The 14,786-nt window shown below is 70.0% G+C and carries 16 protein-coding genes; 9 read left to right on the top strand and 7 right to left on the bottom strand.

The features are described 5' to 3' along the window. Positions 1-8 precede the first annotated feature (8 nt). From J2Y70_RS08690 to J2Y70_RS08720, 7 genes are all read right to left on the bottom strand, one after another. Complete coding sequence (locus tag J2Y70_RS08690; RefSeq protein ID WP_309915903.1) at positions 9-1,340, bottom strand: S8 family serine peptidase; 1,332 nt, start codon at positions 1,338-1,340, stop codon at positions 9-11. After that, positions 1,337-1,981 carry a zf-HC2 domain-containing protein gene (locus J2Y70_RS08695; protein ID WP_309915906.1) on the bottom strand — a complete coding sequence of 215 codons (645 nt, stop codon included), beginning with the start codon at positions 1,979-1,981 and terminating at the stop codon, positions 1,337-1,339. The genes J2Y70_RS08690 and J2Y70_RS08695 overlap by 4 nt, the downstream gene beginning before the upstream one ends. Continuing rightward, positions 1,978-2,565 (bottom strand): RNA polymerase sigma factor, encoded by a 588-nt coding sequence (locus J2Y70_RS08700; RefSeq protein WP_263398318.1) that lies wholly within the window; start codon positions 2,563-2,565, stop codon positions 1,978-1,980. The genes J2Y70_RS08695 and J2Y70_RS08700 overlap by 4 nt, the downstream gene beginning before the upstream one ends. A gap of 66 nt (positions 2,566-2,631) precedes the next feature. Continuing rightward, positions 2,632-3,393: a hypothetical protein gene (locus J2Y70_RS08705; RefSeq protein WP_309915911.1), complete on the bottom strand. Its 762-nt coding sequence runs from the start codon at positions 3,391-3,393 to the stop codon at positions 2,632-2,634. Positions 3,394-3,639: 246 nt separating this feature from the next. Next, complete coding sequence (locus J2Y70_RS08710) at positions 3,640-4,038, bottom strand: cytochrome c family protein (protein WP_263398320.1); 399 nt, start codon at positions 4,036-4,038, stop codon at positions 3,640-3,642. 28 nt (positions 4,039-4,066) lie between these two features. Next, positions 4,067-5,428 carry a cytochrome C gene (locus tag J2Y70_RS08715; protein ID WP_309915915.1) on the bottom strand — a complete coding sequence of 454 codons (1,362 nt, stop codon included), beginning with the start codon at positions 5,426-5,428 and terminating at the stop codon, positions 4,067-4,069. A gap of 59 nt (positions 5,429-5,487) precedes the next feature. Beyond that, on the bottom strand, positions 5,488-6,093 hold the full coding sequence (locus J2Y70_RS08720; RefSeq protein WP_309915918.1) for a cytochrome b: 606 nt from the start codon (positions 6,091-6,093) through the stop codon (positions 5,488-5,490). Positions 6,094-6,344: 251 nt separating this feature from the next. Between J2Y70_RS08720 and J2Y70_RS08725 the strand changes: the two genes are divergently transcribed. The 9 genes from J2Y70_RS08725 to J2Y70_RS08765 are packed head-to-tail and all read left to right on the top strand — an operon-like array spanning position 6,345 to position 14,655. Further along, the gene (locus tag J2Y70_RS08725) at positions 6,345-6,761 is read left to right on the top strand and encodes an FdtA/QdtA family cupin domain-containing protein (protein ID WP_309915921.1); all 417 of its coding nucleotides are present in this window, start codon (positions 6,345-6,347) and stop codon (positions 6,759-6,761) included. A 4-nt stretch (positions 6,762-6,765) separates the two neighbouring features. Further along, positions 6,766-7,431, top strand: a complete 666-nt coding sequence (locus tag J2Y70_RS08730) for an acetyltransferase (RefSeq protein WP_309915925.1) — start codon at positions 6,766-6,768, stop codon at positions 7,429-7,431. 4 nt (positions 7,432-7,435) lie between these two features. Further along, positions 7,436-8,395 carry a hypothetical protein gene (locus J2Y70_RS08735; RefSeq protein WP_309915928.1) on the top strand — a complete coding sequence of 320 codons (960 nt, stop codon included), beginning with the start codon at positions 7,436-7,438 and terminating at the stop codon, positions 8,393-8,395. Beyond that, positions 8,382-9,317, top strand: coding sequence for a GNAT family N-acetyltransferase (locus J2Y70_RS08740; protein ID WP_309915931.1), 936 nt, complete (start codon positions 8,382-8,384; stop codon positions 9,315-9,317). Before J2Y70_RS08735 ends, J2Y70_RS08740 begins: the two co-directional genes overlap by 14 nt. After that, positions 9,314-10,429 carry a DegT/DnrJ/EryC1/StrS family aminotransferase gene (locus tag J2Y70_RS08745; RefSeq protein WP_309915934.1) on the top strand — a complete coding sequence of 372 codons (1,116 nt, stop codon included), beginning with the start codon at positions 9,314-9,316 and terminating at the stop codon, positions 10,427-10,429. The genes J2Y70_RS08740 and J2Y70_RS08745 overlap by 4 nt, the downstream gene beginning before the upstream one ends. Next, the gene (locus J2Y70_RS08750; protein WP_309915937.1) at positions 10,426-11,679 is read left to right on the top strand and encodes an O-antigen translocase; all 1,254 of its coding nucleotides are present in this window, start codon (positions 10,426-10,428) and stop codon (positions 11,677-11,679) included. Before J2Y70_RS08745 ends, J2Y70_RS08750 begins: the two co-directional genes overlap by 4 nt. Then, complete coding sequence (locus J2Y70_RS08755; protein WP_309915940.1) at positions 11,679-12,620, top strand: glycosyltransferase; 942 nt, start codon at positions 11,679-11,681, stop codon at positions 12,618-12,620. Before J2Y70_RS08750 ends, J2Y70_RS08755 begins: the two co-directional genes overlap by 1 nt. Beyond that, the gene (locus tag J2Y70_RS08760; RefSeq protein WP_309915942.1) at positions 12,617-13,801 is read left to right on the top strand and encodes a hypothetical protein; all 1,185 of its coding nucleotides are present in this window, start codon (positions 12,617-12,619) and stop codon (positions 13,799-13,801) included. Before J2Y70_RS08755 ends, J2Y70_RS08760 begins: the two co-directional genes overlap by 4 nt. Further along, positions 13,798-14,655 carry a Wzz/FepE/Etk N-terminal domain-containing protein gene (locus J2Y70_RS08765; protein ID WP_309915946.1) on the top strand — a complete coding sequence of 286 codons (858 nt, stop codon included), beginning with the start codon at positions 13,798-13,800 and terminating at the stop codon, positions 14,653-14,655. The genes J2Y70_RS08760 and J2Y70_RS08765 overlap by 4 nt, the downstream gene beginning before the upstream one ends. The last annotated feature ends 131 nt before the right edge of the window (positions 14,656-14,786 follow it).

The following is a 14,786-nucleotide window of genomic DNA, read 5'->3' on the forward strand; positions in this document are numbered from 1 at the left end:
CGCCACGCTCAGCGCGCAGTCGCGGGCGCGCGGGGCAGGGCCTGCACCGCGGCGGCGGCATCGACCTGCAGCAGGCCGTCGCGTTGCCGGCTGGTCCGCTGCAGCAGTTCGTGGACGCTGCGCGCGTCCAGCTGCGGCGCCAGCGCCAGCAGCAGCGCGACCACGCCGCTGACATGCGCGGTGGCCATCGACGAGCCGGAGGTGAAGTCGTAGCCGCCGTTGGGCTGGGTGGTGAGGATGTCCTCGCCCGGCGCGCTGAGCACGCCCGGCGGCGACGCGGTGGCGCTGCTGCTGGTGCGCACCACGATCACGCCCGGGGTGGCATCGGGAAATCCGTCCAGGCGGCCGTCCGGCGGCATCGCCGCGACCACGATGCGACCCTGCCGCAGCAACTGCTCCAGCAGCTTGCGCAGCAACGGGTCGGCCGGGCCGCCCAGGCTCAGGTTGACGATGCGCGCGCGGGTGTCGCCGATCGCCACCAAGGCCTTGGCCAGGGTGAAGGAATTGCAGCCGGCGCCGGCGCCGGCGCGCTGCGGATACCAGCAGGCCTTGTACACGTCGAGCATGGCCTTGGGCGCCATGCCGACGATGCCGAGACGGTTGTTGCTGCCGGCGGCGATGATCCCGGCCACTTCGGTGCCGTGGTGATCGCGATTGAACGCGGCGGGGTCGGCGCCGACCAGGTCGCGCACCTCGCGCAGCCGGCCCTGCAGGTCCGGGTGGGCGGTATCCACGCCGGTATCGACGATGGCCACGCTCACGCCCTGGCCCTGGCTCAGCACCTGCGCGGTGGCGGCGTTGGTCGCGGCGAAGCCGCTTTGCATGTCCACGTAGGGGTCGTTGTAGCGCAGCGCTTGCGCGGGCCTGGCCGGCGCGGGCGCGGGATCGGCGTAGGTGGCGAAGTCCTGCAGCGGCTGCGACAGGGCGACGCGTTCGTCCTTGGCCAGGGCCGCGAGCAGCGTGTCGCGCTCGATGCCCGGCGCCGGCTCCAGCACCACGCAGTACAGGCCGAGCGGCTTGAGCGGCCAGCCGGTCACCTGGCGCAGGCCGTAGCGCTGGGTCAGCGCGTCCAGCGTCGCCACCGCCTGGGTGCCGGCACCGTAGTACTTGGAAGAGGCATAGCCGATCAGGTTGGAGCCGGCATGCCGGCCCGGCGCGGCCATCGGGTTGGCCACCGCCAGCACGATCTGGCGCTGGCTGTCCAAGGCCGGCGAGGCGTCCATGGCCGGCGTCTTCGCCGGCGTCGCCGGGGCCGCCGCAGACGCGCCGCCGCGGCCGCCATGGGCGCAGGCGCCGAGGGCGAGGCAGGCGACGAGCAGGCAGGCGCGACGCAGGTTCATGGGGCGGAAATCGGTTCCGCCAGGCGGATGCCGGGCGTCGCACGCAACTGCTGCACGCTGCGTTGCGGCTGCGCCGGCGAGCCGGCCTGGACCGGCACCACGGTGTAGGCGCCGGCGCCGTTGGGGCCGCCGACCACGCGCAGTTGCAGCTTGCGCAGCACCGCGTCCCAGTCGGCCAGGGTCATGCGCGCATCCGGCACCACGCGGATCGCGTCGCTCGCCAGCGGCTGCGCGGTGTCGCTGAGGGTGCGGTAGCTGGCGCCCTGGCTCTGGTCGCTGGCGGACAGCCTGGCCCCGAGCACGCCCAGCCCGACCGCCTGCACCAGCGCCGCGGCGACCAGCGCCCGTGTGGTCCAGCTGGGGCGCACGCGCGCCGGCAGGCGCTGCGGCTCGGGCGCGTCGAAGCGGCCGAGCAGGCGCTGCAGTCCGGCCTCGGCATCCACCGGCACGTCGCTGGGCAGCGACATCGCCATGCGCAGCCGGCTCTGCTGCGCGAACTCGGCGCTGCAGAAGCTGCACTTGGCCAGATGCGCGATCAGCCACTCGTGTTGTTCTTCCGTGGCGCTGGCCTGCAGCACCCACGGCATCAGTTCCCAGGCGTGCGAGCACTCGTTGCCCGGCTCGTTGAAGCCTGTCTTCATGACGCGCTCTCCGTCAGAGGGGAAGCGCCGCCGGCCAATCCCGGCAGCACGTTGCGCAGCTTGACCCGGGCGTGGAACAGCCGCGCCTTGATGGTGCCCACCGGGCACTGCATGATCGCCGCGACTTCTTCCAGCTTGTGGCCCAGGCCGTAGACCAGTTCGACCACCATGCGCTGGTCGGCCGACAGCCGCTCCAGGCCCTTGCCCAGCCAGTCGCGCAGTTCGCGGTCCTCGTCCGGGTCGGCGGAGGAGGCGAAATGCTCTTCGGCGCTCACCCCGTCCTCGATCGCCTCGTCGCTGTGGTGGCGGATCGCCTTGAGCCCGCAGCGGTAGGCGATGCCCATGATCCAGGTCGACACCTGCGAGTCGCCGCGGAAATCGCCGGCTTTCTGCCAGGCGATCCAGAAGCAGTCGTTGATCGCCTCCTCGATGATGTCCGGGCGCCGGGTCAGCCGCGACAGGAACCGGCACAGCCGCCCGTGGTAGTTGCGGTACAGGGTGGCCAGCGCATCGCGGTCGCCGCCGGCCATGCGCCGGAGCAGCATGCGGTCGGTGGCATCGCCAAGTGGATCGGTGTCGGTCATGGAGGGCTGGCTTGGCAACGGGCACCGGTATGTGCCGGATCGGCACGGAAAGGTTGCGTGTGCGGATCAGAAGGCGCGCGACACGGTGACCACCCACGGCCAGATCCCGTTGCCGCGCCTGGCGTAGATGCTGCGCGCATCGCTGAACACGCGGTCGATCTCCACGCTCCACGCGCCGCCGTTCCACATCAGCCCGGCGTGGCCATAGCTGTAGTGGTCAGCGTAGTCCAGCCCGTACAGCGCCGGCGGGGCCTGGCTGATGCCGATCCCGGCCGACAGCGACAGCTGCCCCGGCAGCGGCTGGTGCACGGTGAGGTCGGCCGCGCCGTACCAGCGGCCACGGTAGCTGTCGGGCAGCTCGAACGCGGCCAGCGACACGCTCAGCCGGTCCCGGTACGACCAGCCGAGGCTGGCCTCGTTGCGGTTGAACAGGCGGTTCATGCGGTTGCCGGGGTAGTCGTAGCGCAACAGCCCGGCCTGCATCTGCCAGCTGTCGGACAGGGTCCAACTGCGCGACAGCTCGATCGTGGTCAGCAACTGGTGGCCCGGCGCGTCCAGCGCCGTACTGGCGGACGCGCCCAGCGACCAGCCCGGCGCGGGCAACCAATAGCCGGCGACCTGCAGGGACGGGGTGTCGGCGGTCACCGCGATGCCGCGATCGACCAATTGCGAACTGAGCCCGACCGCGCCGCCCAGCTTGGCGGCCAGCGCCGTGCCCGGCAGGCACAGCGCCGCCGCCAGCGCCAGCGTGCCGCGCAGCGGGCGCAGGCGCGCGGCACGCTGCGCCAGGTCACCTGCGAGCGCGGTCATGCCGGTCAAGATGCCCATGCATGGCGGTCGCGGGCAGGGCGGTCGGGGACGGGGAGCCGGCGGCGGAAGGGGCGGTTGTGCACGGTCGCTCGATGGTCGCAGGTCGGATCGCAGAGGACGCTGGGCGCGTGGCAGCGGCAACGCTGGAGCGCCCGCCCCGTGGACGATCGCCATTATCGGCATTGCGCACTGGCGGCGACACGGCACACACCCGGCGGCGGACGCCGGGTTCAGTTTCGACTATGCCGGGGCCGGGGGCCGACTTCAATGCAGGGAATTGAGATAGGCGATCAGATCTTCCAGTTGCTTGCTGTCGTCCAGCCCGTCGTACTTCATGTTGGCGCCGGGGATGCCCTTGGACGCCGGCTGGGACAGGTAGCTGCGCAGCTTGTCGTCGCTCCAGGTCCACTGGGTCTTCTTCATCGCGTCCGAGTAGCGGTAGTCGGGCACGCTGCCGGCGCTGCGTCCGACCACGCCGAACAGGGTCGGGCCCTTCTTGTTCTTGCCCGGCGCCGCGCTATGGCATTCGGCACATTCGGTGGCGAACACGCCGGCGCCGGGCAGGCCGCCGCCGGCATGCGCGGCGGGCGCGAGCGCGGCGCCGAGCGGCAGCAGGCTGGCCATCAGGGTGCACCACAGGGGAACTGCATTGGCTGGTTTCATGACGATCCGTACGTGGGGGAAGGTGTGCTCAGAACGCCAGGCTCAGGGCCAGCGAGAACTGGTTCAGGTCGTGCGGGCGGGTTACCGGCAGGGCGCCGAACACGTTGCCGGTGGTGCCGTTGAACTTGCTGAAACGGAACCAGGTGGCGGACAGGCGCATATTGGCGATCGAGGTGAACGCGTCGTCCTTGCCGAACGGCGCCCAGGAGGCGCTGATCAGGTTGCTGGTGGTGTCCGGGGCGCCGTACGGGCTGTAGCGGAACGCGTCGTCCGAGCCGGTATTGATGAAGTGCGCCAGCAGCAGGCCGTAGCTCTGCTTGTAGGTGTAGCTGAGGTTGATCGACTGGTCGCGGATGCTGCCGCGGCGCAGCCCGGCCACGCTGGGGTCGGCCGGGTCGATCGCCGCGCTGCCGTAGCGGCGGCGCTCGTAGATGTTGAGATAACCGAGCTTGAGGATGTGCTCGCGGGTGCCCAGGAACTGGTAGTTCAGGTCGTAGCCCAGGTCGGTGAAGTCGTCGCGCGGGCCGGTGCTGCGCGGCAGCTGGCGATGGGTGGTCAGGGCGACCACGCCGGCGGAGAAGAATTGCTTCTTCATGTCCTTCATGTAGCTCAGGCGCAGGTAGCCGGTGTCGCTGAGCTTGCCCGGGTCGCCGCCGACCGCGTAGCCGAGGTCGTCCTGGGTGGAGACCGGCAGCGCGTTGTAGGTGCCGATCTCGCCGTACCAGTTGCGGTCGTAGACGCCGTAGACGCTGGTGCCGATCACCCGGTTGGACAGCGAGGACTGGTTGAGCAGGGTGGTGGAGCTGGCGTAGGCCGAGGCCGGCCCCAGGCCGGAGGCGTTGGGCAGCACGCCGATCGGGTCCTGGCTGCCCGGATTGTTGTTGACGCTGACCCCGAGCAGGGCGTCCTTGCCGCCGAACTTGAAGGTCTTGGCGACGAAGCGCAGGTCCATGTTGTCCAGCTTGGTGGTGAACTTGTCCTTGCCGTTGTTGGTGCTGGAGACCTTGATGTAGCCGCCGATGTTGTCGCTGACGCGCCCTGCCAGGTACAGGTCGCCCTCGCTGAGCTGGTTGTTGGTCTTGCCGCGTACCGGCACGCTGCGGGTGCCGATGAGCTGCGCCGAGACCGGGACCTTGGTGCCGTTGCCGTCGCTGTCGGTGTAACCGTTGAGCTTGAAGCGCATGCCGTACGGGGTCAGCGCCGGGCCGTAGGCGCCGATGTGGCAGTCCGCGCAGGAGGAGCCGGTCTGCCGCGCGAACGCCGGTACCGCCGCGGCGCGCGGGCTGACCAGCAGCAACAGCGAACCGAGCGTGGACCACAGCAGGACCTGCTCGGCGCCACGCCGCGTGCCGGGACGGAAGAAGGAAGAAGGAGACGGGGCGGTCTGCATGCGATGGGTCCTTGAGCGGGTCGGCGCGGCGGCGGACGAGGGAAGGGCGTAAGCGCGGCTCAGCCGCGGCGGAAGCGCAGCATTCGCCGCAGGGTGTCGTCGCGGCGCACGAAGTGGTGCCATAGCGCGGCACCGATATGCAGCAGGATCAGGCCGAGCAGCGCCCAGGCGGCATACACGTGCCAGGCGCCGAGCGTGTCGGCCAGATCCGGATCGGGGGCGACCAGTTCCGGCAGCGTGGCGGCGAACAGATGCACCGGCTTGCCCATGGACTGGCTCAGCGCCCAGCCCAGCACCGGCAGGGTCAGCAGCAGCGCATACATGACCACGTGGGTGAGTCCGGCCAGCGCCCGCAGCAGCGGCGAGGCGGCATCGGGGTCGTGGCGTTTGCCCAGGCGCAGGCGCAGCGCCACGCGCAGGAAGAACAGGCCGAGTACGAACAGGCCGAAATGCCGATGCCCCTCCAGCAACCATTGGCGTACGGCGCGGCCATCGACCTCTTCGCGCAACAGGATCAGCCCTGCCGCCAACACCAGGCACAGCACGGTGAGCCAGTGCAGCACCACCATCGGCCGCGGCAGCGCCGCGCCTGCGGAGGTGCGCGGCGGATGCCCTGGCGCTTCGGAAAGGGCGAGATTGTCGTCGGCCTGCGTGGATGAAGTCATGGTGGCGTGCCCTGTCCAGGTCGTGTCGATGGAATGCGCGCTGCCGCTCGCGGCGTCGTGCGGCCACTGCCGAGCGCGCAGCGGGGCGGCGCAGTGGTGGTCGCAGATGGGTGCCGGGGGCGCGGCAAAAGGTTGCGTCGGCGTGGCGGCGGCCTTCGCATCGGCGTTGCGCGCGGCATGGCGCAACCTTTGCGCCGACCGGAAGCACTCAGCCTGGTAACTCCGCGTCGGAGTCCGTGTCGGACACATTCATGGCAATCGAACGAATCCAGTTGCGTACGCACGGCGACGAGCGCGGTCTGCTCGTGGCCCTGGAGCAGCAACGCGACGTGCCCTTCGACATCCGGCGCGTGTACTACCTGTTCGCGACCAAGCACGGCGTGCACCGCGGGCAGCACGCGCACCGCCATCTGAACCAATTGGCGGTGGCCCTGCATGGCTCGGTGTCGTTCCTGCTCGACGACGGCAGCGGACCGGTGCAGGTGGTGTTGGATGACCCTTGCCAGGGCCTGCTGCTCGGCAGCATGGTGTGGCGCGACCTGTACGATTTCAGCGCTGATTGCGTGCTGATGGTGCTGGCCGACCAGGCCTACGATCCGGCCGACTACATCCTCGACTACGACGATTTCCTGCGCGAAGCCGCCGGCGAACGCAGGCAGGAGGCGTAGGGACATGGCGAAACCGCTGGTCATCATTGGCGCGGGCGAATTGGCGCAGATCGCCTGCGAATACTTCAGCCACGACAGCGACTACGAGGTGCTGGCCTTCAGCGCCGAGCGCGACTACATCGTCGCGCCGACCCTGGCCGAGCGCCCGGTGGTAGCGTACGAGGAGCTGGAGCGGCTGTACCCGCCGGCCGAGGTCGAGGCGTTCGTGGCGATTCCCGCCAGCGGCCTCAACCGGCTGCGCACGCGGTTCTTCCTCGACGCCAAGCGCCGCGGCTATCGCCTGGCCAGCTACGTCAGTTCGCGCGCCTTCGTCTGGCGCAATGCGCAGCTGGGCGAGAACTGTTTCGTGTTCGAAGGCAATGTGGTGCAGCCGTTCACCCGCATCGGCGACAACTGCATCCTGTGGAGCGGCAACCACATCGGCCACCGCACAGTGATCCACGACCACGTGTTCGTCGCCTCGCATGCGGTGATTTCCGGCTACTGCGAGATCGGCCAAAGCAGTTTCGTCGGGGTCAATGCCACCTTCAGCGACGGGGTCAAGGTCGCCGCGGACAACGTGATCGGCGCCGGCGCGCTGGTCACCCGCGACACCGAGCCGGGCCGGGTCTACGTCGGCGCGCCGGCGCGCGCGGTGGCCGGCAAGTCCAGCTTCGACGTGACGCTCTGACGCCATGTTCGACTGGAGCAAACGCGGCCTGGCGTTCGCCACCGTACGCGACGGCGTCGGCGGCTGGATGCGGCATTCGGCGTTGACGCCGACGCCGCATCGCCTGGACGCCGAGCTGATCCGCGTCTACGCCGGCTTCCGCGACGACGCCGGGATCAGCCGCATCGGCTACGTCGACGTGCGCGGCGACGATCCGACCCGGGTGGTGCGCGTCAGCGCCACGCCGGTGTTGGACATCGGCCGCGACGGCTGCTTCGACGACAACGGCATGATCCTCGGCGACGTGGTCGCCGCGCCGGATGGGCTGTACATGTTCTATGTCGGCTTCCAGCGCGTGGCCAAGGCCAAGTTCCTGGCCTTCACCGGATTGGCGGTGTCCCGCGACGGCGGCGAGACGTTCCAGCGCCGCCAGGACACGCCGCTGCTGGACCGCGCGCCCGGGCGCAGCACCATCGCCGCGGTGCATTCGGCACGCTACGAGCACGGCCGCTGGCGGCTGTGGTACGCGGTCGGCGACGACTGGGAGCAGATCGACGGCACGCCGTTCCCGCGCTACCACATCCGCCATGCCGAGACCGACGACCTGCAGGCGATCCCGCGCCAGGACACGCTGTGCCTGCAACCGCAGGGCAGCGAATACCGTATCGGCCGCCCGCGCGTGTACCGTCACCAAGGCGGCTACCTGATGTATTTCACCCGCGGCAACGTCGGCGGTGCGTATTTCCCCGGCGTGGCGCGCAGCGCCGACGGCCGCCACTGGCAGCGTTGCGACGACGCCTTTGGCCTGGCGCTTTCGCCCGGCGGCTGGGACGCGCGCACGCTGTGCTATCCGGCGCTGATCCGGCACCGCGACCGCGTGCTGATGTTCTACAACGGCAACGACATGGGCCGCGACGGCTTCGGCGTGGCGGTGGCGCCGCTTGCGCAGGGCGCAGGCGAGGGGAGCGGCGATGATTTCGGTTAGGCCCTATACCGCCGCCGACGCGCCGGCCTGGGACGCCTTGATCGCCGAATCCCGCAACGGCAACCTGCTGCACCAACGCGGCTACATGAACTACCACGCCGAGCGTTTCGTCGACGCCTCGCTGCTGGTCGAACGCGGCGGTGCGCTGCTTGCAGTGTTCCCGGCCAATATCGAGGGCACGCGCGTGGTCAGCCATGCCGGGCTGAGCTATGCCGGGCTGCTATCCGCGCATGGGCTGCGCGCGGCGACGACGCTGGACGTGTTCGAGCAGATCGCCGCGCATTACCGCGCCCGCGGCGTGCACGAGTTGCTGTACAAGGCGGTGCCGCACCTGTTCCATGCGTCGCCGGCGGAAGAGGATCTCTACGCCCTGCATCGGCTCGGTGCGCGGCTGCAACGCCGCGACCTGTCCTCGGCGATCGCCTTGCGCGAGCCGCTGCGCTTCGCCGCCGAACGGCGGCGCTCGATCGGCAAGGCGCGCAGGGCCGGCCTGCGCGTGCAGCGCAGCGACGATCCGGCACCGTTCCATGCGCTGCTGAGCGAGGTACTGCAGCGCCACGGCGCCACGCCCACCCACAGCCTGCAGGAACTGCGCCTGTTGTGCGGGCGCTTCCCGGAACAGCTGGTGCTGTACGAAGTGCGCGACGGCGAGAGCCTGCTGGCCGGCACGCTGCTGTACGACTTCGGCCGCGTGGTGCACACCCAGTACCTGGCCTGTTCCGAACAGGGCCGGCGCGTGGACGCGCTGAGCCTGCTGCTGGCCGACCTGATCGAACACCGCTACGCGCAGCGCGAGTACTTCAGCCTGGGCATTTCCACCGAGCAGCAGGGCCAGGTGCTCAACGACGGCCTGGTCACGCAGAAGGAGCGCTTCGGCGCGCGCGGCGTGGTCCACGATTTCTACGCCTGGGACCTGCGATGAGCGTGCCGTTCCTGGACCTGCGCGCGCTCAACGCCCGCTATGCCGACGAACTGAAGGCCGCGGCGGCGCGGGTCATCGACTCGGGCTGGTATGTGCTGGGCGAGGAGCTCGACGCGTTCGAGCGCGAGTTCGCCGCCTATTGCGGCACCGAACATGCGATCGGCGTGGGCAACGGCATGGACGCGCTGAGCCTGATCCTGCGCGGTTACCGCGAACTGGGCCGGCTACGCGACGGCGACGAGGTGATCGTGCCGGGCAACACCTTCATCGCCAGCTTCCTGGCGATCAGCGAGAGCCGGTTGCTGCCGGTGCCGGTGGAGCCGAATCCGGTCAGCTTCAACCTGGATCCGGCCAGCGTGGAGCGGGCGATCGGCCCACGCACACGGGCGATCATGGCGGTGCATCTGTACGGCCAGCTGGCGGACATGGCCGCGTTGCGGACGTTGGCGCGGCAGCACGGCCTGCTGCTGATCGAGGACGCGGCGCAGGCGCACGGCGCGCGCCTGCATGGGCGCCACGCCGGAAGTTTCGGCGACGCCGCCGGCTTCAGTTTCTTCCCCGGCAAGAACCTGGGTGCGCTCGGCGATGGCGGCGCGGTCACGACCGACGACGCCGCGCTGGCCGCGCAGATCCGGATGCTGCGCAACTACGGGTCGGACATCAAGTACCGGCACCTGGTGCAAGGCGTGAACTCGCGCCTGGACGAAATGCAGGCGGCGCTGCTGCGGGTCAAGCTGCACTACCTGGATGCCGACATCGCCCTGCGCCGCGATGTGGCGCGGCGCTATCGCGCAGGCATCGCGCATCCGCAGCTGCAGTTGCCGCAGGTGGCCGACGAGGCGGCTCACGCCTGGCATCTGTTCGTGGTGCGCTGCGCCCGGCGCGACGCGCTGCAGCGCCATCTGCTGGCCAGCGGCATTCACTGCGTGGTGCACTATCCGCTGCCGCCGCACCGGCAGCCGGCCTATGCCGCACTGAGCGGGCTCAGCTTGCCGCTATGCGAGCAACTGCACCGCGAGGTGCTGAGCCTGCCGATCGACCCGACCCTGGATGCGGCCGCGGTGCAGCGGGTGATCGACGCCTGTCTGGCGTTCGAGGCCACAACGGCATGAACGTGCTGCGCAGCGGCGTGTACAGCGGCGTGGCCACCGCGGCCAAGCTGCTGGCCGCGTTACTGGTGCTCAAGCTGGTCGCGGTGTATGCCGGGCCGGCCGGCGTGGCCCGGCTCGGCCAGTTCACCAGCCTGATGTCGCTGCTGGCGGTGCTGGCCGGCGGCGGCATCGGCGCGGGCATCGTCAAGTACGTGGCCGAATACCGCGACGATGCGCAGAAACTGGCGCGGCTGCTCGGCGCGGCGCTGGGCTATGCCTGCTGCGCCGCCTGCGTGATGGGGGTGGTCGCGCTGCTGTTCAGCCGCCAGATCGCGCAGCGCCTGCTCGGCGATCCGCAGTACCAGAGCCTGATCTGCGTGCTGGCCGTGGCCCAGCTCGGCATCGCCCTGGTCAACTACATCCTGGCGGTGGTCAACGGTTTCATGGACGTGCGCCGGCTGGCCTTCATCCAGGTCGCCGGCTCGGTGCTCAGCGTGCTGGTGGTGCTGTGGCTGTCGCGCTGGCTGCAGCTGTACGGCGCGCTGCTGGCGCTGGTCGCCGGGCAGGTGCTGTGGCTGTGCGCCGGCCTGCCGGCGCTGCGGCGCAGCCCGTACTTCCGCCGCGACATGCTGCGCATCCGCTTCGATGCGGAAATGACCCGGCGCCTGGCCGCGTTCTCGGTGATGACGCTGACTTCGGCGCTGCTGCCGCTGCTGGTCAATATCGGCGTGCGCGACCATCTGGCCGACACCTTCGGCTGGCAGCAGGTCGGCTATTGGCAGGCGGTGAGCAAGGTCTCCGAGGCCTATCTGCTGTTCTTCACCACGGCGATCAACGTCTATTACCTGCCCAAGCTGGCAGCGTTGCGCGACCGTGCCGGGCTGCTGCTGGAACTGCGCACCGCCTACCGCTACGTGTTGCCGGCGGTGATCGCATTGGCCGCGGCGATCTACCTGTGCCGCGACTGGATCACCCGGCTGCTGTTCGCCGCCGATTTCGCCGCCGCCGCGCCGCTGTACGCGCCGCAGCTGGTCGGCGACGTGATCAAGATCGCCTCGTTCGTGCTGTCGTACCTGATGCTGGCCAAGGCGATGACGCGGCTGTTCGTGATCTCAGAATGCGTGTTCGCCGCCAGCTATCTCGGGCTGGTCTATCTGTTCACCGCGCGCATGGGCCTGATCGGGGCGGCATACGCATTCGCGGTCAATTATGCGCTGTACCTGGCGTTCAACGTCGTGGTGGTGCGGCGCTATCTGGGAGGGTTGCGCTGATGGACGAACGCGGACTGCGCGGCGACATGCCGCTGGTGTCGGTGCTGGTGCCGGCGTTCAACCATGAACGCTTCGTGCAGCGCTGCCTGGACAGCGTGCTGGAGGATCCGTATCCGAACAAGGAGCTGGTGATCGTCGACGACGGCTCCAGCGACGCCACCGCCGCGCGCATCGCCGAGTGGATCGCGCTGCATGGACAGCGCATCCCGGTGCGGTTCTGGCCGCGCGAGAACCGCGGCATCGCTGCCACGCTGAACCACCTGGTGGCGATGGCCAGCGGCGAGTTCCTGCGCCTGGGCGCCAGCGACGACTACCTGTTGCCGGGCGGTCTGGCCGCGCAGGTCGCCTATCTGCGCGCTGCGCCGAGCAAGACCGCGGTGATCGGCGATGCGGTGGTGGTCGACGCGGACGGGCGCCTGTTGCACCAGAGCAGCATGCGCGACCTGCACGGCGTGGACAAACGCCTGTACCTGAGCGACGCCGGCATCCGCCGCGCGGTGATCCGGCATTGGGCGGTGAGCGGGGCGGTGGCCCTGGTCCGGCGCAGCGCGCTGCAGGCGCGCGTGGCCTGGGACGAAGAGCTGCATATCGAGGACTGGGATTTCTTCCTGCGCCTGGTCGCACGCGATGCGCTGGGCTTCATCGACGTCGGTGTCTGCGCGTACCGGCTGCACGGCGCCAACGCCAGCAGGACCCGGCACCTGCCCAGCCGCCTGGCCAATCTGACCGAGTCGCGGCAGGTGGCGCTGCGCCGCGCGGCGCTGTTCGATGCGCCGTGCCGCACGCTGCTGCATGCGCAGGCGCACTACATCGCGGCCAAGATCGCGTTCCTGCGGCGCCAGCCGGCGGTGCTGGGCGGGCACCTGCTGGCGCATGCCTGGCTGTCGCTGCTGGCGCGCCTGCGGCCGGCCGCCGCGGCGCCGCTGGCCGAGCGCGCATGAAACGCCTGCTGCGCCTGCCGTCGAGCTATTTCGGCCTGCCGCTGCTGTTCAGTTGCGCGCTGACCCTGCTCAGCTTCGATCTGCCGCCCGGCTATGCCGCCGGCATCGCCTTGCTGGCCGCCGCGGCCGCGACAACGCTGCTGCTGGATGCGCTGCACGGCATCCGCCTGCCGTCGCTGGCCGCGTTTCGCGCGCGCCGTTATGCCGGCACCCGCGAGGCCTTCGTCGCGCTGTGCCTGGCCGCGCTGGTCGGCGTGTTCTGCGTGCTGGACCTGGCGCTGTTCCCGATCCCGCTGTTCACCAATCCTTCCGCCTATGCCGACCTGACGCCGCTGCATTCGCACGTGCGGCACCTGTCCAACATGTGCTGGATCCTGCCGCCGATCGCGCTGCTGTGCGTGCGCGACAAGGCGCTGCGCAACGCGATGATCGTCGCCGGCTTCGTGTTCCCGGTGCTGGTGATCGACCGCAACCGCATCTTCGCCGCGTTGTTCAGCTTCGCGCTGCTCCTGCTGCTGCGGCGCGATCCGGCGCGGCCGGTGCCGTGGAAGGCCATCGTGGCGTTGCTGGTCGCCGGCGGCGCGGCGTTCTCGCTGCTGGGCACGCTGCGCTCGGGCTCGCTGGATTCGGTGACGCTGCCGTTCGGCGCGCTGTACCGCGCCGCGCCGCAGGGCATCAAGTGGCTGCTGCTGTACATCGGCGCCGGCCCGTACAACTTCGGCGCGATGCTGGCCAAGGACTACGTCAACGCCAGTTTCCTGGTCAACCAGCTGGTGCCGCTGAGCGGCTCGATCGCCACCGCCGGCACCGGCATTCCGCTGGATGCGCCGAACATCAACGTCGGCACCGAGTTCTTCCCGTTCCTGCTGGCTGGCGGCGCCGGCGCCGCGCTGGCCGCGATGCTGGCGCTGTACGCGACGCTGCTGTGGAGCGTGCGCCTGCTCGGCAGCACGGTGTCGCTGTTCAACCTGCTGGTGTTCCTGCGCATCGCCTACGCCTGCCTGATGTCGCCGTTCGCGCCGCAGGCCTTCACCTGGACCAACGCCGGCTTCATCGCGCTGTGCCTGGTCCTGCACGCCTGCAGCGCGCTGCTGCCGAACCGCCGCGCGGCGCTGGCGGCAGCACCGGGCAGGGCGGGGCAGGTGCCGCCACCTTTTTCTCCAGGAAGTGCCTTGCCATGAAAGAAGACGAAATCTACCTGATCGACCTGTGGCGGATCCTGCGGCGCGAATGGACGTGGTGCGTGCTGCCGCTGCTCGCCGCGCTGGCGCTGGCGTTCGCCTTCCTGCAGGTCGCCACGCGCCAGTGGCAGGCCACCGCGTGGGTGCAGGTCGGCGAATTCGGCCCGACCCCATCCGGGCGCGATCCCAAGCTGGAGCCGTTCCAGCGCGTGATCGAACGGATCAAGACGCGGCTGTTCCAGGACCAGGTGCTGCACAGCCTGGGCCTGCCGTTGAACGGGCGCGAGGCCGCGCTGTACCGCAGCAGCCTGAAACTGGACCCGGATCCCTATGCCAACCTGATCGAGTTGAGCCTGCGTGCCGATTCGGCGCAGCAGGCCCGCGCCCTGGCCGCGGCGACGACGGCGCAGCTGCAGGCGCTGCACCGGCGCATCCAGGCCGTGCCGATGCAACAGACGCGCGAACGCCTGCAGGACATCGACAGCGAACTCGCCGCGACCCAGGCCGAGCGCGCACGCCTGCTGCAACAGCAGGCCGAGGGCAAGGGCAGCGTCGAGCAGCAGTTGCTCGGCGACATGCTGCTGTCGGAGAAGAACACGGTCATCCGCAGCCTGAAGTCCGAGCGCGACGACCTGCGCGCCCGGCTCGGCGCGCGCTATACCTACGACACCTCCGCGCCATGGGCGGCCTACGTGCCCGAACGCCCCGCATTTCCCAATCCGGTGCTGGTGCTGGCGGTGGCGCTGATGCTGGGCGCCGGACTCGGCGTGTTCGCCGCGATCGTCCGCAACGCGCTGCGGCGCCGGCAGGCCGCATGCATGCCGCAGCCTCAGCAAGCCCTTAGCGGCGCATAAGCGCCAATACGCACCACGCCGCTCACGGCGATTCAACCAAACCGCCCGCCACCCGCACTCACTGGCATACCGTGCGATCCGCGCTTGCGGCCGGCACGGCAATTCCCGACGACGACGGCAGGCGAGTGGAG

Source organism: Xanthomonas sp. 1678, from assembly GCF_031455575.1.
Classification (GTDB): domain Bacteria; phylum Pseudomonadota; class Gammaproteobacteria; order Xanthomonadales; family Xanthomonadaceae; genus Xanthomonas_A.